General features: G+C 55.8%; 19 protein-coding genes. 18 read left to right on the top strand and 1 reads right to left on the bottom strand.

The window, feature by feature from the left end; all coding sequences use genetic code 11:
* Positions 1-48: 48 nt before the first annotated feature.
* Complete coding sequence (locus ACM26W_RS11980) at positions 49-1,074, bottom strand: site-specific integrase (RefSeq protein WP_416137222.1); 1,026 nt, start codon at positions 1,072-1,074, stop codon at positions 49-51.
* Positions 1,075-1,359: 285 nt separating this feature from the next.
* On the opposite strand from ACM26W_RS11980, the gene ACM26W_RS11975 reads away from it, so the two are divergent.
* The 18 genes from ACM26W_RS11975 (at position 1,360) to wecC (ending at position 21,284) form a co-directional block, all read left to right on the top strand.
* Positions 1,360-1,545: a hypothetical protein gene (locus ACM26W_RS11975; protein WP_416137221.1), complete on the top strand. Its 186-nt coding sequence runs from the start codon at positions 1,360-1,362 to the stop codon at positions 1,543-1,545.
* A gap of 36 nt (positions 1,546-1,581) precedes the next feature.
* Positions 1,582-1,818, top strand: a complete 237-nt coding sequence (locus ACM26W_RS11970; protein ID WP_416137220.1) for a hypothetical protein — start codon at positions 1,582-1,584, stop codon at positions 1,816-1,818.
* Positions 1,808-2,173 (top strand): type II toxin-antitoxin system VapC family toxin, encoded by a 366-nt coding sequence (locus ACM26W_RS11965; RefSeq protein WP_416137219.1) that lies wholly within the window; start codon positions 1,808-1,810, stop codon positions 2,171-2,173. Before ACM26W_RS11970 ends, ACM26W_RS11965 begins: the two co-directional genes overlap by 11 nt.
* 464 nt (positions 2,174-2,637) lie before the next feature.
* Positions 2,638-4,434, top strand: coding sequence for an ABC transporter ATP-binding protein (locus ACM26W_RS11960; protein WP_416137218.1), 1,797 nt, complete (start codon positions 2,638-2,640; stop codon positions 4,432-4,434).
* Between the two features lie 759 nt (positions 4,435-5,193).
* Positions 5,194-6,312 carry an ISAs1 family transposase gene (locus ACM26W_RS11955; RefSeq protein WP_416137217.1) on the top strand — a complete coding sequence of 373 codons (1,119 nt, stop codon included), beginning with the start codon at positions 5,194-5,196 and terminating at the stop codon, positions 6,310-6,312.
* Positions 6,313-6,611: 299 nt separating this feature from the next.
* On the top strand, positions 6,612-7,736 hold the full coding sequence (locus ACM26W_RS11950; RefSeq protein WP_416137216.1) for a glycosyltransferase family 4 protein: 1,125 nt from the start codon (positions 6,612-6,614) through the stop codon (positions 7,734-7,736).
* A 3-nt stretch (positions 7,737-7,739) separates the two neighbouring features.
* Positions 7,740-8,246 carry an acyltransferase gene (locus ACM26W_RS11945; RefSeq protein WP_416137215.1) on the top strand — a complete coding sequence of 169 codons (507 nt, stop codon included), beginning with the start codon at positions 7,740-7,742 and terminating at the stop codon, positions 8,244-8,246.
* 1 nt (position 8,247) lies between these two features.
* Positions 8,248-9,615: a hypothetical protein gene (locus ACM26W_RS11940; protein WP_416137214.1), complete on the top strand. Its 1,368-nt coding sequence runs from the start codon at positions 8,248-8,250 to the stop codon at positions 9,613-9,615.
* Complete coding sequence (locus ACM26W_RS11935) at positions 9,584-10,729, top strand: glycosyltransferase (protein ID WP_416137213.1); 1,146 nt, start codon at positions 9,584-9,586, stop codon at positions 10,727-10,729. Before ACM26W_RS11940 ends, ACM26W_RS11935 begins: the two co-directional genes overlap by 32 nt.
* A 39-nt stretch (positions 10,730-10,768) precedes the next feature.
* Positions 10,769-11,980: a glycosyltransferase gene (locus ACM26W_RS11930; RefSeq protein WP_416137212.1), complete on the top strand. Its 1,212-nt coding sequence runs from the start codon at positions 10,769-10,771 to the stop codon at positions 11,978-11,980.
* A complete protein-coding gene (locus ACM26W_RS11925) occupies positions 11,980-12,882 on the top strand; it encodes a glycosyltransferase family 2 protein (protein ID WP_416137211.1) in 903 nt (300 codons plus the stop codon). Before ACM26W_RS11930 ends, ACM26W_RS11925 begins: the two co-directional genes overlap by 1 nt.
* A complete protein-coding gene (locus ACM26W_RS11920) occupies positions 12,879-14,216 on the top strand; it encodes a hypothetical protein (RefSeq protein WP_416137210.1) in 1,338 nt (445 codons plus the stop codon). Before ACM26W_RS11925 ends, ACM26W_RS11920 begins: the two co-directional genes overlap by 4 nt.
* 22 nt (positions 14,217-14,238) lie before the next feature.
* Positions 14,239-16,377: a bi-domain-containing oxidoreductase gene (locus ACM26W_RS11915; protein WP_416137209.1), complete on the top strand. Its 2,139-nt coding sequence runs from the start codon at positions 14,239-14,241 to the stop codon at positions 16,375-16,377.
* Positions 16,378-16,454: 77 nt separating this feature from the next.
* Positions 16,455-17,732, top strand: a complete 1,278-nt coding sequence (gene tviB, locus ACM26W_RS11910) for a Vi polysaccharide biosynthesis UDP-N-acetylglucosamine C-6 dehydrogenase TviB (RefSeq protein WP_416137208.1) — start codon at positions 16,455-16,457, stop codon at positions 17,730-17,732.
* 246 nt (positions 17,733-17,978) lie between these two features.
* Entirely contained in the window at positions 17,979-19,124 is a 1,146-nt protein-coding gene (gene wecB / locus ACM26W_RS11905) for a non-hydrolyzing UDP-N-acetylglucosamine 2-epimerase (protein ID WP_416137207.1), read from the top strand.
* A 105-nt stretch (positions 19,125-19,229) separates the two neighbouring features.
* Positions 19,230-19,520: a CopG family ribbon-helix-helix protein gene (locus ACM26W_RS11900; protein ID WP_416137206.1), complete on the top strand. Its 291-nt coding sequence runs from the start codon at positions 19,230-19,232 to the stop codon at positions 19,518-19,520.
* A complete protein-coding gene (locus tag ACM26W_RS11895; RefSeq protein ID WP_416137205.1) occupies positions 19,517-19,804 on the top strand; it encodes a type II toxin-antitoxin system RelE/ParE family toxin in 288 nt (95 codons plus the stop codon). Before ACM26W_RS11900 ends, ACM26W_RS11895 begins: the two co-directional genes overlap by 4 nt.
* Before the next feature lie 163 nt (positions 19,805-19,967).
* Positions 19,968-21,284, top strand: coding sequence for a UDP-N-acetyl-D-mannosamine dehydrogenase (wecC, locus tag ACM26W_RS11890; RefSeq protein WP_416137204.1), 1,317 nt, complete (start codon positions 19,968-19,970; stop codon positions 21,282-21,284).
* The last annotated feature ends 21 nt before the right edge of the window (positions 21,285-21,305 follow it).

Genomic DNA, 21,305 nt, shown 5'->3' with positions numbered 1-21,305 from the left:
ATACTCACGCCTTGTTATGGTGCTGACCCAAGGGAGCCACGGCGGCCCTCAACGCCAATACACCCAGGGAAGTGCCTCCTCCACACCGGCATAGAAGTCCCCGGCATGGTCCTCGAACGCATCGGTACGCCGGATATAGCGCTCGAAGGTGCGCTGATCACGATGGCCGCTGACTCGCTTGATATCCACCGCCGCCTTGCCGCGGCGATGCGCCTCGGTGATAAATCCAGCCCGAAAGCTGTGCGGCGAGAAACCCCGGTCTGCCATGTCGGCCGCCGCCAGATGGCGCTGCAGGCGCTGATAGAAGACGTTGTCGTTCAGGCGACCGGCGCCCAGCGTGCCGGCCAGCCCGATGCTGCGAAACACCGCCCCACGCCGGATGCCCGACGCCGCCAGCCAGGCCTCCAGCAGCCGCACCGGGCAGTAGGGAAACCCGCCAGGCGCCCGCAGGATCGGCTTGATCTCTTCCGCCCCCTCCTGGTTGGTCTTGCTGCGCCGCAGGCCCACCAGGATGCCGCGAGGCTCCCACTGGATATCCGCCAGGTAGAGCGCCACCACTTCGCTGCGTCGAAAGGCCCCGTGGAAGGAGAGAGCGAAGAGCGCACTATCGCGCTTGCCGCGTAGGGTCGAACGATCGATGTGATCCAGCAGGCCATGCAGGTCCGCCAACAGCAGCGGCGGCGCCTCCTTCTGCCGCGTACCGGCAGCGCGCCGAATGCCGCGCATCACCGCCCGCACCGGCATGCTCGTCACCGGCGAAGGCAGGTTCATGTAGCGGTGCCACATGTGCAGGGAGTTGAGATAGCGCTCCAGGGTGGCGGGCTTCTTGCCCAGGGCCCGCTGATCGGCGATAAAGTTGGCGATATCGAACTCATCCGCCGGCAGCAGGCCGCCCGCCCGCTGGTAGACGCGCAGATCCGCCCGCATGCCGCGGATGGTGTTCTTCGACACGCTGTTGGCGATATGTCGGCGCGCCCGGGCCGAGAGCCGCTTCACCACCTGGGGAAGGCGTTCGAACTCCACCACCGCCTCATCGGGGTCGGCTAGCGTTCCGGTGCGAATATTACGAGTCATGGCACCTCCCGGTATTGTCGGGCTGGGCTATACTGGATAGATAGCCAGTATAGTCACCCCCATCCACCTGGTCGACGAGGGTCGCTACACTGATGAGGAGCTGGCCGAGCGCCCCACGCCGCTGAGCGGCGTGTTCGGCATCGAGAACGCGACGGGCGATCGGCAGGCACTCCTTACGGCGACGGCCAGGCCTGCCGGCGCATCCTCGACCTGCTGAGTTCGCATGCTGGGTGAAGCCGCGCGGCGTATACTGGTAGTTGAGGCAACTCAAAAGGAGCTAAGCCTATGAAACGCAAGGCACCTGTTCACAGCCTGCTGGTCGATTCGACCGATCGCGACATGGCCAAGGTGTTGCGCACCGTATCCAGCAAGGTACAACGTTCACTGGCCAAGGCCGACGAAATCCACCATCAGCGGCTAAAGATGATTCGCTCATCGAAGGTCGAAGAGCAAGCGCACCATCATGCCTGACCCGCATCGGCCGGTTCTGGCGGCAGGAGGTGATTTATGTATGCCATTGAGTTTGAAGCCGACATTCGTGACGGTCTGGTAAAAATTCCGGAGAGGTACGCACGAGTGAAAAATGGGCGTGCCAGAATTGTGGTCTTGATAGATGAAGGGGAAACGCCTGACACTATTGCTGCAATCCGGGAAAAATCAATCAATTTTTCTGATTATCAGATTGACACATTCCAAGATGTAGATGGGGTCGCTTGGCAGCGAGAACAACGCGATGCCTGGTAACTATCTTCTGGATACCAATGTTATTATCTACGCCATCAACCAACGGTTGACTATCCCGGCTGGATGTTATGGAATCTCAATTATTACTGAGATGGAGCTTTTGTCTTTTCCAAGAATAACTGCCCAGGAAGAAAACCAAATTCACCTGCTTTGTCGCGAGTTTGAACTTCTCGGAATCAGTGAATCCATCAAAAAAATGGCAATAGATATCAGACGGAAAACAGCATTGAAGTTGCCTGATAGTATCATTTCGGCAACCGCTCTTGAGCATCATTTTATGCTTGTGACAAATGACGAAAAATTGGCAGAGCATCATCCGGGTGTTGCGATGAGCCTTGAAGAATTGATGAATTAACCTCCGCTTATCGCCAATATTGATATAAATCAATGGGTTGGCGATCCTGTCAAAATCACGAAATTGCGTTTCCGGCATTTTTGCCGCGGGTTTCGTGAAACGCGATTTTCGGAAAAAATGCCGATTCAGTCTTCCAGATGGCTGGCCAGACCATCCCTAGCGGCGAGTGCCAAGCCTGCACCGCGCGGGGTCAGACTCCCGGCGACGAGCACCGTAAGCGCGATTGCCACCTGGTACATGCATATCGTGACCGGTGGGGTCTGACCCAAGCGGCAAACCAATGCTGGCCCGAGCCACCCAGTGCGGTGTTACCAAGCCCGCACCGTGCCGGGTCAGACTCCCAGCGGTGAGCACTATGAAGGCTATTGCCACCCAATATATGAATACCCCAATGGCAGGGGTCTGACCCAAGCGGCCCCCAGCGCCAAGCCAAGCTTCTTGAACTCCTCGTCCCCTGGACCCCTATGTTCCAACGTCTCAAAAAACTCTACTCCCTGCTCTCCACCGAGCAGCGCCGCAAGCTGATCGCCCTCCAGGGCCTCGTCATCATCATGGCCTTCGCCGAAGTCGCCGGTGTCGCTGCCATCGGTCCCTTTATGGCAGTAGTCGGAGATATCAGCCGTCTGGAAGGGGAGGGAATCCTCGCCCAGCTCTACCAGGCCAGCGGCATGGAAACCCCGCGCCAGTTCCTTTTCTGGCTGGGCATCGGCGTTCTGGGGGCGCTCACCGTGGCGGCGCTTATATCCATGTACGTGACCTGGCGACTGTCGCTCTACGCCCAGCAGATCGGCGCCGAGCTCTCCACACGGCTCTACCAGCACTATATGCAGCAGCCCTGGCTGTTTCACGCCAGCGGCAGCAGCAGCCAGCTTACCAACCGTATTGCTCAGGAAACTGTTCGCATCACCGATCAAGTCATCCGCCCGCTGATGCAGATGAACGCCAAGGGCGTGATGGCACTGGTGATGGCAACGGCAATCTTTATATTCAACCCGCTGGTAGCGATTGTCGGCATTGCCTTGTTTGCGATCGCTTATCTGGTGCTGTTCCGCACCGTGCGCCAGCGCCTGGCACGCAACGGCAGGGTCATCACCCGCAATAACCAACTGCGCTTCAAGCTGATGAACGAAGGCTTCGGCGGTATCAAGGATACCCTGCTGCTGGGCCGTCAGGCTGACTTCAACCAGCGCTTTGCTAAGACTAGCCAAGCTTTCGGGCGCGCGATGGGCGTCACTCATGGGCTTGCTCAGGTGCCGCGCTATGCCATGGAGCTGCTGGCCTTTGGCGCCGTCATCTTCCTGGTGCTCTATCTGCTGGAAACCTACGATGGGAACCTCGGTGAGATCCTCCCGGTACTCTCCGTCTATGCCTTGGCCGGCTTCAAGCTGCTGCCTGCCTTTCAGCAGATCTATACTAGCCTGGCCACCGTCAAAGGGAATATCGCGGCTTTCGATAGCCTTGAAGAGGACCTGGCTGCCAGTCAGGATGCGAGCGCAGGCAAGCCTGCTGCGGCTTCCGGCAAGCGGCCACCGCAGCAGGGCATCACGCTGGATAACATTCATTTCCGCTACCCGGGCAAGGAAGAGAAGGCCCTCAACGGCCTGACCCTGCACATTCCACGTAACCAGGTGATTGGTCTGGTGGGCGCCTCTGGCTCGGGCAAGTCCACGGCCATCGATATTTTGCTCGGCCTGATGACTCCACAGCAGGGGGCGCTCAGAGTCGATGGTGAAGCGCTGAGTGGCGACGCCCTGCGCGCCTGGCAGAACAGCGCGGGCTTTGTGCCCCAGGCGATCTTTCTCGCCGATGCCAGCATCCGTGAGAACATCGCTTTTGGTCTGCCGCCCGAGCAGATCGACGACGAGCGTGTGACTCGCGCCGCACAGATGGCCCATCTTGATGAATTGCTTGAGCGCCTGCCGGAAGGTCTCAATACTCGAGTCGGCGAGCGCGGCATTCAGCTCTCCGGCGGGCAGCGTCAGCGCATCGGCATTGCCCGCGCCCTCTACGACGACGCCGAGGTGCTGGTCCTGGATGAAGCCACCAGCGCCCTGGATGGCATCACCGAAAAGCTGGTGATGGACGCTATCCACGACTTCTCGGGCAAGAAGACAATCATCATGATCGCTCACCGTCTGGCCACGGTAAAACAGTGCGACTCCATTTACCTGCTTGCCGATGGCCAAGTGGTGGACCAAGGCAGCTATGAAGGGTTGGCGCATAGTAACGACGTGTTCAGGCGGATGGCAGAGCATGCCTGATTCATGAGAGTCAGTTTCAAATAGCTTATTCTGTCTCATTCATAAGAGAGCTGACTGGGCGTCGTGAAGATCTGTGTTGCCGGTACCGACCCTCAGCAGGGAAAACGTACGGCAAATCGCTCTACGACGCGCTTGTATGGCAATCAGAATACGTCTTTCGTGAAACGCTAATGCATTTTTTCACGGATGGCCCTCATGCTGACGCCTTCATTGATGCCCCAGGGAAAACGCATGCAAAATCGCTCTACGACGGGCTTCGCGGCGCTTTACCAGTCGGAGCTTATGTGGTCATCGAGCGTCTTTTGCTCATGGATGACCTCATGTTGACACCATCGCTTATGCACCATTTATCGATCGTTCCCGGCTTCCCGGTTCCGCAAGGCGTGGCCAGCTGTCGGATATTCTGTTCCTGACGATCTGCGCGGTTATCTGTGGTGCCGAAGGTTGGGTCGAAATCGAAGGTGTGCCGTAGGCACAAAACATGCCCAGCGAGGAATGCTGAGCATGGAGTAGGCATAAGCTTACGAGGAGGTGGTGGCGGGCCCACCGGGATCTGCTGTCGGAAGCCGGTCTCAAACAGCCCCAAGCTGCTGTGGTTAAGAGTCATGGTAGTGAGCGTTGGGGCCTGGGTTCATAGAATAACCGCAGCACTTTGGTCCAGGGAAAACGCATGAAAAACCGCTCTACGACGGGCTTCGTAGCGCTTTACCAGTAGGAGCTAATGTGGTCATCTAACGCCTTTTGCTCATGGATGACCTCATGCTGACACCATCGCTTATGCACCATTTATCGATCATTCCCGACTTCCGCCAGGCGTGGAAAGTGCAGCATCAGCTGTCGGATATCTTGTTTCTGACGGTCTGTGCGGTGATCTGTGGGGCAGAGGGCTGGGACGAAATCGAGGATTTTGGCCACGCGAAGCTCGATTTTCTGCGCCAGTACGGCGACTTTGAGGCCGGCGTGCCCAGCCATGACACCTTGGCCAGGGTCATGGCCCTGGTGAATGCCGAGCAGCTGCAAAGCGCATTCGCCGAGTGGATGAAGGCCTGCCACGACGTGACGGAGGGCGCGGTGGTGGCCATCGATGGCAAGACACTGCTCGGCTCCTACTGCCGCGGCAAGGGCAAAGGGGCGATACACATGGTCAGTGCCTTCAGCGCGGCAAATGGTGTGGTGCTGGGCCAGGTCAAGACAGCGGAGAAGTCCAACGAGATAACGGCCATTCCTGAGCTGCTCAAGCTATTGAACCTGCAAGGCTGCCTGGTGACGATCGATGCAATGGGCTGCCAGAAGAAGATCGCCACGCAGGTCCTGCAGAAGGGCGCCGCTTACCTGCTGTCGGTGAAAGAAAATCAGCTAGCCCTGGCAGATGCCTTTGAGGCGGCGTTCCCGATGGCCAAGGTGGCCAACTTCGAGGGGGATGCCTATGTCACCTATGAGAAGAATCGGGGGCGCCAAGAGACTCGCTATCACATCGTCAGCGGTATTACTGAAGAGTTTCAGGAGCTTAGCTACGAGTGGCCTAGCCTGAGAACGGTGGGGGTGGTCATGAGCTTCCGCCAGGAATGTGACGAAGCCCCTGAGGTGCCGATGATCCGCTACTACATCAGCTCAGCCGAGCTCAGCGCAAAAAAGCTCGCCGAAGCGGCCCGCCAGCATTGGCATGTGGAGAATAAGCTCCATTGGTCCCTGGACGTGGCGCTCCGGGAGGATGCCGGAAAAATCCACCGCGGTCAGGCGGCTGAAAACCTCGCCAGGATTCGTCATATCGCCTTGAATTACCTGAAAGGGGAGACGCGTTTCAAGGGCGGCATCTGGCGGAAACAGAAGAAAGGCGCGCTGGATGAGACGTACTTGGCGGACATTCTCGCGGTGTGACGGTTTTCATGCGTTTTCCCTGTGTTGCTGTCACGGCTTTGGCTTTGCCAATACGACTGGCGAGTCGGCGGTTATAAGCTGGCTGATTCCAAGTGCCAACAAGCTTGACAGGCATCGGTGCCGCGACACGGCATACTTCTTACCGAAGATCCGTGCCGCGTTTCCCTGCAGAGTGCGATGAACCGAATTTTTCATGCGTTTTCCCTTTCAGATCTTCTGCCGCTGCATCTGAATAGTTCAAAATTCTCTATCACTCTACTGTTTTTCTATTTTTTACTGACTTCTTTTAAGATAACTTTATGCGAATTATAATTGTTTTGTACAAAGATTCTGAACGAGTGGGTGGGAGTATTCGTGTTGCAGAAGTTCTAGCGCGGTACCTAATTGATAAGGGTGTCGATGTTAAATTTGCTTTTGCATACGATGGTGCCGGCCGTTTAGGAGAGATTTTCGATGGTCTCTGCCATTATTTTGGAGCTTCAGGTAGGAAAGATCTTAAAACTTGGCTGGAATACAGAAATTTCCTTGAAAATCAAAAGCCATCCTTAGTCCATTACGTAGATAATGTCGGCTGGATGATGGTTGCGTCATCGTTCCTGAGTATTCGGAGGGTAAGCCACCTGCATTACCGCCCTGACGCTGGTGTTAATGCTGGTTATAAGCGATATTTTACTATGCGCTTTGTTTTTAGCCTCTCAGATGGTGTTATTGCAATTTCTAATGGCGCAAAAAATAACCTTGTTGAGTTGTGTGGAGTTAGCAAGGAAAAAGTTCATGTTGTCCATAATTCTGTTCATTCTGGATATTTGTCAGGTTCAGAAAGTTCATACCTGTCTCGCAGAGGTTCCGTTAAGATTGGTATGGCTGTAAGGGTTGTAAAAGATAAGGGTGTGGAAGATGCAATTAGGCTTTTGTTGCACCTCCCAGATAAGTATTATTTAGTAATCGCTGGGGATGGACCTGACAGAGAGTACATGGAAGAAAAAGCTCTGGTTCTTGGGGTTTTAAATAGAATTGAATGGCTGGGTTCGATTAGAAATATTTCTGAACTCTATTCAAATATAGATTTCTATGCTTATATGTCTTGGTATGAAGGGTTCGGTCTTTCGGTGGCTGAAGCTATGTACTGTGGCGTTCCCGTTGTTGGGTTGTTGGGGGACGGTGAAATATCAGAGGAGGAATATCCTCTAGTAACTAACTGCAACTCATTATTGATCTCTCGGTCTAAGATAGGTGCATTTGAGGTTGAGCCAAATGACAAGTTGTTAAAAGCTTTGGCGAAAAATATAGAAGACCTTGAAAATAATGAAGGAAAGATGCTGACGATGACTAGCAATGCGAAGGTGTGGGTTGAACAACGTTTTTCTGAAGATCGTTTTGGGCATGGTGTTGTGTCTGTCTATGAAAGAGTGCTGGGGCCATAGCTTTTGAAAACATCAATTTTGTTCTTGATTTCTTTATTTTTACCTCTAGTGCCATCAACAAAAGGGTTTGCTTTTAAAAGAACCGCTTTTAGGTTTGCCGGAGCTAATGTGGGTAAAAATGTCCGGATTGTTTCTAGTGTAAAAGTCTTAACATTAGGTGCTTTGTCAATTGAAGACAACTCATGGGTTGGTCATAACTGTTTAATGATTGGAGGTGATTCAACAATACGCATTGGTAAAAATTGTGACATAGCCCCGCGCGTTACGATTGCAACGGGTTCCCACAGGATTGACTTAGATGGAGAGCATGTTGCTGGTGCAGGTTACTCTCTCCCAATTGAAATAGGTCATGGCTGCTGGATAGGGACAGGAGCAATTCTTCTGGGGGGGGCCAAGATAGGTCACCATTCCATAGTCGCAGCTGGAGCAGTTGTTCGGGGAGAGTTTCCTCCGTACAGCTTGATAGGTGGAGTTCCTGCAAAAGTCATCAAAAAATTACGTGCTCAATAGGATGCTTACTAAACTGCATTTTAAATATCTGGATTCAGCTGAAGTAATGTTGCTGTTTATTCTACTGGCTCGAATTTTATCTGCCCCAACCGCCAACCTAAGCTTTTTTCTCTTATCCGCATACGCTATTACAGGGCGTTTTCAAGCAATACAAGCGTTGGCCATGTCGTGGTTATTTACGATGATGAACCCGGGCATAGCCCCTTCAGCCAGCGTGGGGGTAATTGGCCGTTACGCGGTGTTTTTCGCTGCAGCAATATCAGTCATCTACCATAGTGGCCTTTTATCCGGCCGTCTCCGAGTCCGGACATTTACTCTGTTCACAGTTTGTCTTGGAGGGTTTTTTGTTGGCCACTCGTTCTTTATTAGCCCGATGGTTGATGTGTCGGTACTGAAGGCAATTTCATGGACATTGGTCATGGCCACTCTCATAGCAGCTTGGCTTGGTTTGACAGAGCAGCAACATGCACGTCTTTCGCAGCAGCTGTTCACGGGGCTGGTAGTTATTTTTATCGTTAGTCTCCCATTAGTAGTGTTACCATTGGGTTATTTACGCAACGGATCCGGCTTCCAAGGAATAATGAATCACCCCCAAGCCTTCGGGCCAACTATGGCACTGTTGGGAGCATGGGCAGCATCGCGGATGTTTGGAGAGCAGCGACCCTCCTGGAGTTTGGTTGGGTTAGTGGGGGGGTGCCTAGTCGTCGTGCTGTTATCTGAAGCACGAACGGCGGGGTTGGCAATGGTACTGGGTGTTGGGCTCTCAATTCTTTTCGGGCCTGGTTTTTCGGGAATGTCAATCAGCAAGATGGTGCCGGGGTTAAGAAGTAAGCGTGTTTGGTCTGTAATATTTTTGATTCTTTCTTTTTCACTGTTAATGGCTCCAACCGTAGAGAGCTTGGCACAGAATTACATAACCAAGTCAGGTCGATCAGATGCCGGCACGCTACTGGAAGCCTATGATCGTTCGCGTGGGGGGCTGATTGAGATAATGCTAGCTAACATCGCTGAGCGCCCTTTTACTGGAATTGGCTTTGGCATAGCTTCTGAGCCTGATCTAATGAAAGTGGATAGGGACCCCATTTTCAACCTTCCGGTCAGCGCCTCTATTGAAAAGGGGGTTGCACCACTGGCTATATTGGAAGAGCTAGGAGTATTCGGTGCTAGCTTCGTTGGATTTTGGGTGTTGTGGCTGTTACGAGGAAGTTCACGAAGTGGCTTGGCGCCTTTCGCCGTCTGTATTACTGCTTTAGTTCTTAACATGGGGGAGTCAACGCTGTTTTCCCCAGGCGGTATGGGGCTTCTTTCTTTGATACTTTTTGCATGGGCATTTGCTAGTGGGAAAAATTCAAGAAGAGAATACGGTTAAACATATCTGGTTTTGGCAGCGTATCGTGTCACCACACATGGCTGGTCTAGCTCGTGCGGTTGCTTCGATGGGAGTTAAGGTTACCTATGTGGCCGAGCAGACAATGTCGAAGGCTCGCGCTGCCCAAGGTTGGCAGATACCAGACTTAGGTGATGCCAAATTATGTATTGCTCCTGATGCTACCACGGTAAATTCCTTAGTGGGTGCAGCAACTGAAGATAGTATTCATATTTGCCAGGGCATACGTGCAAATGGATTGGTGAGTAAGGCTCAACGTGGTTTGGCTCATAGGGGTCTACGGCAGTGGGTGGTGATGGAAACGGTGGAAGATGGTGGCTGGCGGGGTTTGGTCAAACGATTTGAATATCGCCGTCTATTCCGCAGTATAGCCCCATTTCTGGAAGGCGTATTAGCAACCGGCCATCGCACACCAGGTTGGGTTGTCTCACGAGGTGTGCCATCTCGAAAAGTTTTTCCATTCGCCTATTTTTTATTTGTTGACGATGTGCTTTTAGATAAACCATTGCCAACATTGAGTCAGCGATTTCGAGTATTGTTCGTTGGTCAGTTCATTGAACGCAAGCGACTTGACTTGCTGATTGATGCGTTGGCCGACTTGGATAATTCCCATGTCGAGTTAATAGTTGTTGGTTCCGGTCCTTTGGAGGAAACTCTTCGTCAGCAGGCCGAGCAGAAGCTTCATGGCCGCGTAGATTGGATCGGTCGACTGTCCATGGTCGAAGTGCGCCAGCAAATGGCGTTAGTAGATTGCTTGGTCTTACCGAGCCGCCATGACGGGTGGGGTGCTGTAGTGTCGGAAGCGTTAATGGTAGGTACTCCGGTTATTTGTAGTGATCATTGTGGAGCTGCTGGAGTTGTCCAGGCAAGTGGGGTAGGTGCCAGTTTTTCTTCAGGGAGCAAGGAAAGCCTTCATCACGAGTTAGAGAAGATCCTTTCTGAAGGAAAACGTTCGGTTGTAGAGCGCGCTAGGTTGGCTCGTTGGGCAACCAGCCTAGAGGCCAAGGTGGGGGCAAACTATTTGCTTGAATTATTGAACTATAAAGTCAGCGCGGAGGAATCTCTGCTACCACCCTGGCTTGAAAAAGCACAATGATCGCGACAACTGTTTCATTGAAATGGTTGTTGAGATTTGGTGGCCATAATTTATACGAGAAAATCAAGTCGGAAGTGGGGTGATGACGCTGATTATGTTATTTCGAACTTTGAATTTGGTGCTAGAATGAAGTTGATTCATGTCGTGCCTCATATTAATAAAGAAGCATCGGGTCCCTCTTATTCAGTTCCCAAACTATGCCAAGCGTTGTCCGATATGGGTTATCAAGTTGAATTGTCCTGCCTTGCAGCACGTGGAGATATTCATGGCGTAAAGCTTGATATACATCCTGAGTGGCCTGTCTTTAGTAAATTTTCCATTTCACATCGGCACGCAATATCTTTACGGCGCAAGACAAAGACAGTCGGTATTGTCCATAATCATAGCCTTTGGTCGATGGTGAATGTAGCTGCAGGTTGGATAGTATTAGGGCGTAAAGCTAAGTTGGTGACCTCGCCGCGCGGCACCTTATCTGAGTGGGCCTTAAGTCGGAATAAAATCTTAAAAATAACCCTTTGGCCGCTCCAGCGTCGTGCGCTTACACATGCTGATTTGCTTCATGCCACTAGTTATCAGGAATATGAAGATATACGCCGGCTTGGTTTTACAGCACCTGTTGCGGTGATACCAAATGGAATTGATTTGCCGCAATTGCTACCTAAAACTAAAAGTCCTCAGAAGAATTTGTTGTTTCTTGGTCGTTTGCATCCAACAAAATGCGTTGATCGTTTGTTGAAGGCTTGGTGCGAAGTTCAAGAAAAACACCCCGGCTGGAACTTGCGAGTTGTTGGTGTGGGTGATAAGGAATATATAGAATCGTTAAAGAATCTGTCGAACTTTTTGGGTTTGCAGCGTGTAAGTTTTGAAGGGCCACTATTTGGGGATGATAAATCCATAGCCTATCGTCAGGCTGATCTATACATTTTGCCAAGTCATTCAGAAAACTTCGGGATGACTGTTGCTGAGGCGCTATCTCATGCTTGTCCAGTAATTGCAACCCACGGCAGCCCGTGGTCCGGCCTAGAGATAAATAAATGTGGTTGGTGGGTCGATAACAGCATTGAAAGTATTGTTGGTGCCTTAGATATCGCAATGGCTAGGGATTGTGAACAACTAGAAAAAATGGGTGTTAATGGTAGGGCTTGGATGAACAAGGAGTTTTCTTGGAAGTCCATTGCAGTCCAGATGGCTGCTTCATATCAGTGGTTGGCGATCGGTGGACAACCCCCAGCTTGTGTTAAGGTGGATTAATGGCAGGTTTAGATGAAATGGAGCAATGGTCACCCGGCATTGCACCAGTCGCAGTTGTTATGATATCTCTTAATGAAGCTCACAACATGGAAGATGTGCTGGAAAATCTTAGAGGTTGGGCTCAAGAAGTGTTCTTGGTTGATAGTTACAGTGCTGACGATACTGTAGATATTGCGTTGAGCTATGGTGTACATACCGTTCAGCGAAAGTTTTGTGGGTTTGGTGATCAATGGAATTTTGCAATTAGTGAGTTGCCAATAACTGCACCATGGACTATGAAGCTAGATCCGGATGAGCGACTGACAGACGAGCTAAAGGACAATATAATTAAAAAAATATCTAATTTTGATAGCATTGGGGTTTCCTTTGAAAGGCGATTGTGGTTTATGGGTAGTCCCTTACCTATTAAGCAGGAAATTGTACGGGTCTGGCGAACCGGATTGTGTCGTTTTACCGATGTGGCTGTCAATGAGCATCCCCTCGTTGATGGGTTAGTGTCCCGTATTTATGGATATTTGGAACACCTTGACAGTCCTAACCTGCAACATTGGTTAGAAAAGCAAAATCGATACTCTACTGCGGAAGCAGTTGGTCGTTTTAATAATGCTCCGTATGCAGTGAAGCCGCGACTATTAGGCAGTCCGCTCGCACGTCGAATGTGGTTTAAAAAACACTTTTTCCTGATTCCATTTAGATATTTTCTTGTCTATGTTATCAACTTGGCAAGGGTGAAGCCTTGGCAGAGTGGCTATGCAGGTTTTGCGTGGGCAAGACAGAGGGTATGGGTGCGTCGAGTAATTGAAGATAAATATAAAGAAATGCTGTTTACCGGAAGAGCTGTTCCCCTTCCTGAACCTGATGTAGGCATTCCCGATTCTCGAGTAAAGCAATACACTTTATGAGTATTCGTCACTCACTGAAGTCGTTGGTAGAGGCAGCTCCAGAGTCTCTGGTCAAGCCTCTTATTTATGTGCCATATACGCTAAGGCTCGGTGCTGGATATTGGCGTTCATGTGATGAAATCTTAAAATTTCAATGTAAAAGTGTTTCTGAGCAGGAGGAGAAATGTTTTTATCGGCTTCGTGAGTTAGTACATTTTGCAGCCGATAAAATTCCATTTTATCAAGAATTTTATCGTGAGAAGGGCTTTTCTGTTGATCAGCTTGATTCTTGGGATGATTGGGGGAAGGTGCCGGTTGTAACCAAAGCTGACTTGCAAAATTATTCTTTGCGTAGTAGATCCTTATCTACGTCGAAAAAGGTGGAAGTTAATACTGGTGGAACCTCTGGTCAACCACTACATTTTTTTTTAGATAGTAGCGCTTTTGCGAGAGAATGGGCGCACATGCATTTTTTTTGGAAAGCTCGCGGATACCGACCCTATCATGTGAAATTGACTTTTCGTGGAAAACATTTCGATCAACGTCAGCCTATTCGATATAATGCAGTACATAATGAATATGTTGTCAATTCAAGCTGCGCAATGAACACAGTTGCTGAGGCTGTGATGGCTTTGCCTCAGGATAATATCATCCGTTGGCTGCATGGTTATCCCAGCTTGATAGCTGAATTTGCTCATTCACTGTCCCACTTTCCTGACGCAAGCGTAACAACATTTCGATCCCGCCTTTTTGGAATACTGTTAGGTTCGGAGTATCCCGCGCCATCTTATCGCAGAGTGATAGAAAGTGTGCTCTCAAATAATATTGTCAGTTGGTACGGTCACAGCGAAATGGCAGTGCTAGCAAGAGAAACCTCGTTAGGTGTCTATGAGTCCATGCCAACTTATGGTTACGCGGAAGCCGTGACCATAGACCAAAGCTCCGAGCAGCATCTGGTCGCTACCTCTCTTCATAACCGTGTTCATCCTTTTATCCGGTATGATACCGGTGATCTCATTGAGCCGCTTTCACAACAGGGTGGAGCTCTCGAATTTCGCATAACTGAAGGAAGGGTTGGTGACTTTGTGCGGGACCTTCAAGGCAAGCGCCACTCTCTCACTGCGATCATCTTTGGGCGGCATCATCCTTCTTTTTCATTCCTCCAGCACATTCAAGTTCGTGAAGAATCCCCGGGTAATATCACCTTGGTAGCTACCCCGCAAGATAAGGCTATATCTCCACAAAAGTTAATGTCCGGATTTGATCTGGATGATTTAGATATTCAGTGGCAGCTTGAGGTCGTGGAGTCTCCTGTCCGCACTCCTGCCGGTAAAATACGCCTTAAGATCGCTTGACATATCAAATATGGGAAGCATTGTGAAACAAGTTCTCCAAGACCTCGCCAAGGGCGCCACCACCCTTACCGAAGCCCCATCGCCCTGCGCCAGTTCCGGTAGCCTGCTGATTTCAACGTCCACTACATTGGTTTCCGCCGGCACCGAGCGGATGCTGGTGGATTTCGGTCGTGCCTCCTATCTGCAGAAGGCACGCCAGCAGCCGGAGAAGGTCAAGATGGTGCTGGAGAAGGTCCAGACCGATGGCCTGATGACCACGGTCGAGGCGGTGCGCTCCAAGCTGGCCCAGCCGCTGCCGCTGGGTTACTGCAACGTGGGCGTGGTGAGTGAGGTAGGCCAGGGCGTTGCGGGCTTCAAGCCGGGTGACCGGGTGGCCTCCAACGGGCCCCATGCCGAGATCGTCAAGGTGCCGCAGAACCTCTGTGCCCGTATTCCTGATGGCGTTTCTGACGAGCAGGCGGCCTTTACCGTGGTGGGCGCCATCGGCCTGCAGGGCATTCGCCTGGCCCAGCCGACCCTGGGCGAGGCCTTTGTAGTCACCGGGGTGGGCTTGATTGGTTTGCTTACCGTGCAACTGCTGCGCGCCCACGGCTGCCGGGTGCTGGCCATCGATTTTGATGCTGCCAAGCTGGCCCTAGCTGAACAGTTTGGCGCCGAGACCTGCAACCCGGGCCAGGGTGAGGACCCGGTCGCCGCTGGCCTGGCCTTCAGCCGCGGCAATGGAGTGGACGGGGTGATCATCACCGCCTCCACGAAGTCCAACGACCCGGTCACCCAGGCGGCGCGCATGAGCCGCCAGCGCGGGCGTATCATCCTGGTCGGTGTGACCGGCCTCGAGCTCAACCGCGCCGATTTCTACGAGAAGGAGCTCAGCTTCCAGGTCTCCTGCTCCTATGGCCCGGGGCGCTACGACCCAAGCTACGAAGAGCAGGGCCACGACTACCCGCTGGGCTTCGTGCGCTGGACCGAGCAGCGCAACTTCGAGGCGGTGCTGGATATGCTGGCCAGCGGCCAGCTGGATGTGGCGCCGCTGATCACCCATCGCTTCGCCTTCGACAAGGCACCGGACGCCTACCGGGTCCTGAGTGAGGAACGCGCGGCGCTGGGCATCCTGCTCGAGTACGGTGCCCCGCTGGAGAGGCGCGTGGTCTCGTCCGTCACGCTCAACCGCGAAGCCCGGTTCGATGCCACCCGCCCGGTGCTGGGCATGATCGGTGCCGGCAACTACTCCTCCCGGGTGCTGATCCCGGCCTTCAAGGCCGCCGGGGCGCAGCTGCATACCCTGGTCACCGCCGGCGGCATCAACGGGGTGATCCACGGCGAGAAGGCCGGCTTCGCCGAGGCCTCCACCGATATGGCGGGGCTGCTGGCCAACGACACCGTCAATACCCTGGCCATCGTCACCCGCCACGACACCCACGCGAGCTTCGTCAGCCAGGCCTTGGCGGCGGGCAAGCATGTGTTCGTCGAGAAGCCACTGGCGATCACCGCCGAGGGCCTGGCCGAGGTGGAGGCGGCCTACCACACCGCCCACGCCAGCGGGCGCAACCCCCACCTGATGGTGGGCTTCAATCGCCGCTTCGCTCCCCAGGTGCAGAAGATGAAGACGCTGCTGGGCGCGGTGAAGGAGCCCAAGAGCTTCATCATGACCATGAACGCCGGGGCCATCCCCCCCGAGCACTGGACCCAGGCCCCGGCCGTCGGCGGCGGGCGTATCATCGGCGAGGCCTGCCACTTCATCGACCTGATGCGCTTTTTGGCCGGCAGCGAGATCGTCTCGATGCAGACGCGGCGCCTGGGCGACAACCCCAGCATGGCGATCACCGAGGATAAGGCGGCCATCACCCTGGGTTTCGCCGACGGCTCCTTCGGCACCATCCACTACCTGGCCAATGGCTCGGCGAGCTTCCCCAAGGAGCGCGTCGAGGTGTTCGCCGCCGGGCGCGTTCTGCAGCTCGATAACTTCCGCAAGCTCAAGGGCTTCGGCTGGCCGGGCTTTCGCAGGCTCAACCTGTGGAAGCAGGACAAGGGCCAGACGGCCTGCACGGCGGCGTTTCTCTCCGCCATCGCGGAAGGCAAGCCCACGCCCATCCCCGCCGAGGAGATCTTCGAGGTGGCGCGGGTGAGCATCGAAGCGGCCAATCAGCTACGCAGCCAGTGATTCCTATGCCATGACAGGGTACCGGTAGCACAGTCGGGCCGTCGTTAACCGTAACCAACAGCAAGAGTCGCGAGAGAATGTTGAGCAGGGAAGATATTCGTCTGGGCGTGATCGGCCTGGGCTATGTGGGGCTGCCGCTGGCGGTGGAGTTCGGCAAGGTGCTGCCCACGCTGGGTTTCGATATCAATACCCGGCGCATCGGTGAACTGCGCGACGGGATCGACCACACCCTGGAGGTGGAGCCGGAGCTGCTGGCTGAATCAACTCAGCTAAGCTTTGCGAGCGAGCTCGAGGCGCTGCGTGGGTGTAATGTCTATATCGTCACCGTGCCCACGCCGATCGATGCCAGCCGCCGGCCGGATCTCACGCCGCTGATCAAGGCGAGCGAGACCCTGGGCCAGGTGGTGGGGCAGGGCGACGTAGTGATCTATGAGTCCACCGTCTACCCCGGTGCCACCGAGGACGACTGCATTCCGGTGATCGAGCGGGTCTCGGGGCTCACCTACAACCGGGACTTCTTCGCCGGCTATAGCCCTGAGCGCATCAACCCGGGCGACAAGGAGCACCGGGTCACCACCATCAAGAAGGTGACCTCGGGTTCCACCCCGGAGGTGGCCGACTTCGTCGATGCGCTGTACAGGAAGGTGATTACCGCTGGCACCCACAAGGCCAGCTCCATCGCCGTGGCCGAGGCCGCCAAGGTGATCGAGAACACCCAGCGCGACATCAACATCGCCTTGATCAACGAGCTGGCGGTGATCTTCAACCGCCTGGGCATCGATACCGAGGAGGTGCTGGAGGCCGCCGGCACGAAGTGGAACTTCCTGCCGTTCCGGCCCGGCCTGGTGGGCGGGCACTGCATCGGCGTGGACCCCTACTACCTGACCCACAAGGCCGAGCAGGCGGGCTACCACCCGGAGATGATCCTCGCCGGGCGGCGCCTCAACGATGGCATGGGCGCCTATGTGGCCGGCCAGCTAATCAAGCAGATGATCAAGCGGCGCATCCATGTGGAAGGCGCGCGGGTGCTGGTGATGGGCCTGACCTTCAAGGAGAACTGCCCGGACCTGCGCAATACCCGGGTGGTGGATATCCTCGCCGAGCTGGCCGACTACAACGTCGCCGTGGATGTGTATGACCCCCAGGTCAACAAGGCCGAAGCCGAACACGAGTACGGCATCACCCCGGTGGGCGAGCCCGAGGCCGGCGCCTACGACGCCATCGTGCTGGCCGTGGCCCACCGCGAGTTCCGCGAGCTGGGCTGTGATGGCATCCGCGCCTGGGGCAAGCCGGAGCACGTGCTCTACGACCTGAAGTACCTGCTGCCCAAGGAGGCGGTGGACCTGCGCCTGTAGGGGCCGAGTTGCCACATTACCCTCTGATTCCAGAACCTTTGATCCGCATAGGATGGGAATCAACATTCTGGTGATCGGAAATGCCGGCTTTATCGGCTTCCACATCGCCAAACGCTTGCTGGAGCGTGGTCAGCCTCGAGGCGGCCGAGGCGCTGCGGGGGCAGTAGGGCGTCGCTGTGCCCTGACAACCTGATGGGCCAGCCGTCTCAATTCTCGCGTTTCACATCACATGATGGAAGACAGTGCATGACTTCACCCCGACCCCTGCGCACCCTGTGCGTCTTCGGCACTCGCCCGGAGGCGATCAAGATGTCGCCCCTGGCGCTCGCCCTGCAGGCCGACCCGCGCTTCGACGCTCGGGTGTGCGTGACCGGCCAGCACCGGGAGATGCTGGACCAGGTGCTGGCGCTGTTCGAGCTGGTACCGGACCACGACCTGGCGATCATGCGGCCGGGGCAGGACCTGACCGACGTCACCACCGCCATTCTGCAGGGCATGAAGGGGGTGTTGAGCACCTGGCGGCCCGATGTGGTCCTGGTGCACGGCGATACCGCCACCACCTTTGCGGCGACGCTCGCCGCCTACTACCAGCAGGTCCCCGTGGCTCATGTGGAAGCAGGGCTACGCACCGGCAACCTCTACTCCCCCTGGCCGGAAGAGGCCAACCGCAAGCTGACCGGGGCGCTGGCGGCGTGGCACTTTGCGCCGACCGAGCGTTCGCGGCGCAACCTGCTCGAGGAGGGCGTCAAGCCGGGCAGCGTTCAGGTCACGGGCAACACGGTGATCGACGCGCTGCTGGACGTGGTCGAGAAGCTGGAGACGACCCCGGCGCTGCAGGCGCGTTTCCGTGACCAATTCGCCTTTCTGGATGACGCTCGCCGCATGATTCTGGTCACCGGGCATCGCCGTGAAAGCTTCGGCGGCGGCTTCGAGCGGATCTGCCAGGCGCTGCGGCTGACCGCGAGCCGCCACCCCGAGGTGCAGATCGTCTACCCGGTACACCTCAACCCCCAGGTGCAGGAGCCGGTCAACCGGCTGCTGGCGGATATCGGCAACGTCCACCTGATCGAGCCGCTGGACTACCTGCCCTTCGTGTACCTGATGAATCGCGCCCACCTGATTCTCACCGACTCCGGTGGCGTTCAGGAGGAGGCGCCATCGCTCGGCAAGCCGGTGCTGGTGATGCGGGATACCACCGAACGGCCGGAGGCGGTCGAGGCGGGCACCGTTACCCTGGTGGGCACCGATGTCGACGCCATCACGCGCGAGCTCGACGCCCTGCTGAATGACGCCGAGGCGTATCAGCGCATGAGTCGCGCCCACAACCCCTACGGGGATGGCCAGGCCTGTTCGCGCATTCTCGACCTGTTGAGTTTACACACCAGCGGCTGAAGCGCATTCGCGCCTCGAACCTCGAACCCGACACTCCCTGGACGCTTTCAGAAGGGCGACCCATGTGCTACTTTGTACTTATCATGTAACACAAGGAGGCAGCCCATGAGCGATGCAACCTTTACGTTCCGTGTCGATGACGCGCTGAAAGCGGAATTTTCCCAAGCGGCCAAGGCCATGGACAGGACAGGGGCGCAGCTCCTTCGGGATTTCATGAGAGACTTTGTTCGCCAGCAGCAGGAAGCGGCTGAGCATGACGCCTGGTTCCGTCGTCAGGTGCAAGTCGGCCTAGACTCGGCCAACGCCGGTGATGTGATCTCGGCAGATGAGGTCGAAGCCGAAGCGGCTGCATGGCGCGCTGCAACACAACGTAAGCTGACCGGTTCCACATCGTGAATTTGGTTTGGACACGCCCGGCACGCTTCGACCGAAAGGAAATCCGCGAATACATCGCACAAGACAACCCCGTCGCCGCTCTGGCGCTCGATGAGCTGATTTCGGAGAAGGCCGGCCGCCTGGTCGATCATCCCGACCTTGGCCGGCCCGGTCGTGTCAGTGATACGCGCGAACTGGTAGTACATCAGCATTATATCCTGATCTATGACGTGACCGGTGATAGTGTGCGGGTTTTGCGGGTACTGCACGCAGCGCGCCAGTGGCCACCCTCCCGAGAGCTTTAGGCCGGCCACCTTATCCCCGACCACTTGCCGAATGCAGTAAGAGTTTCTTTGTAGCTTGTAATTTGCCCCTTGTAGCTGCCCGAAGGGCCCTCGCCCCTGATACACCTCGACCCTGGCACTCCTGGGCGCTGGGCGCTCCTCAAACACGCAACGGACGCTATTCATGCCTTTTAACACCATTTCCGTGGTTGGCCTTGGCTATATCGGCCTGCCGACCGCCGCCGTCATCGCCTCTCGCCGCCGGCAGGTGATCGGCGTGGATATCAGCCAGCAGGCGGTGGATACCATCAACCGCGGCGAGATCCATATCGTCGAGCCCGAGCTCGACATGCTCGTGCATGCGGCGGTCAAGGAGGGCTATCTGCGGGCCACCACCACGCCGGCGCCCGCCGATGCCTTCCTGATCGCCGTGCCCACGCCCTTCAAGCGTGAAGAGGGCAAGGAGCATGTGCCGGACCTGAGCTACATCAAGGCGGCGAGCCAGTCGATCGCCCCGGTCTTGAAGCCGGGCGACCTGGTCATCCTGGAATCCACCTCGCCGGTGGGCGCGACCGAAAGCATGGAGGCCTGGCTCATTGATGCGCGCCCGGACCTGAGCTTCCCCAGCCAACACGGCGAGGCCTCGGACATCCGGGTGGCGCACTGCCCCGAGCGGGTGCTGCCCGGCCAGGTGGTCCGCGAGCTGGTGCAGAATGACCGGGTGATCGGCGGCCTGACACCGCGCTGCTCCGAGGCCGCCTGTGCGCTCTACGAGCTGTTCGTGCAGGGCGAGTGCATCACCACCACCGCGCGCACCGCCGAGATGGCCAAGCTGACCGAGAACAGCTTCCGGGACGTCAACATCGCCTTCGCCAACGAGCTCTCGATCATCTGCGACAAGCTCGATATCAACGTTTGGGAGCTGATCCGCCTGGCCAACCGCCACCCGCGGGTGAACATCCTGCAGCCGGGGCCCGGGGTGGGCGGCCACTGCATCGCCGTGGACCCCTGGTTCATCGTCAGCGAGACACCGGAGCAGGCCCGGCTGATCCGCACGGCCCGCGAGGTCAATGACGGCAAGCCCGAGTGGGTGATCGACCAGGTCAATCAGGCGGTGGGCCAGTTCCTCGGCCAGCACCCGGACCGCACCGCCCGGGACATCACCGTGGCGTGCCTGGGGCTGGCGTTCAAGCCGGATATCGACGACCTGCGCGAGAGCCCGGCGCTGGCGATCACCCAGGCGTTGAAGGCCCGGCTGCCCGGCAGGCTGATGGTGGTCGAGCCCAATATCGAGGCGCTGCCGGCGAGCCTGGAAGGCGCCAGGCTGGCCAGCATCGACGTGGCCCTGGCCGAGGCCGACATCGTCGTGCTGCTGGTCGATCACAAGGCGTTCAAGAAGGTGGGGGTGGAGCGGCTGGCCGGCCGCCAGCTGGTGGATACCCGGGGGGTCTGGACCGGGCAGAACCGGCGCCGAGCCGATTCGCTGGCCCCCAGTAGGTAACGGGGGGCTTCACTGGCGCTG

Origin of the sequence: Halomonas sp. HK25 (assembly GCF_047795635.1) — a bacterium.
Classification (GTDB): domain Bacteria; phylum Pseudomonadota; class Gammaproteobacteria; order Pseudomonadales; family Halomonadaceae; genus Halomonas.
This window is presented reverse-complemented; position numbering and strand designations above follow the sequence as displayed.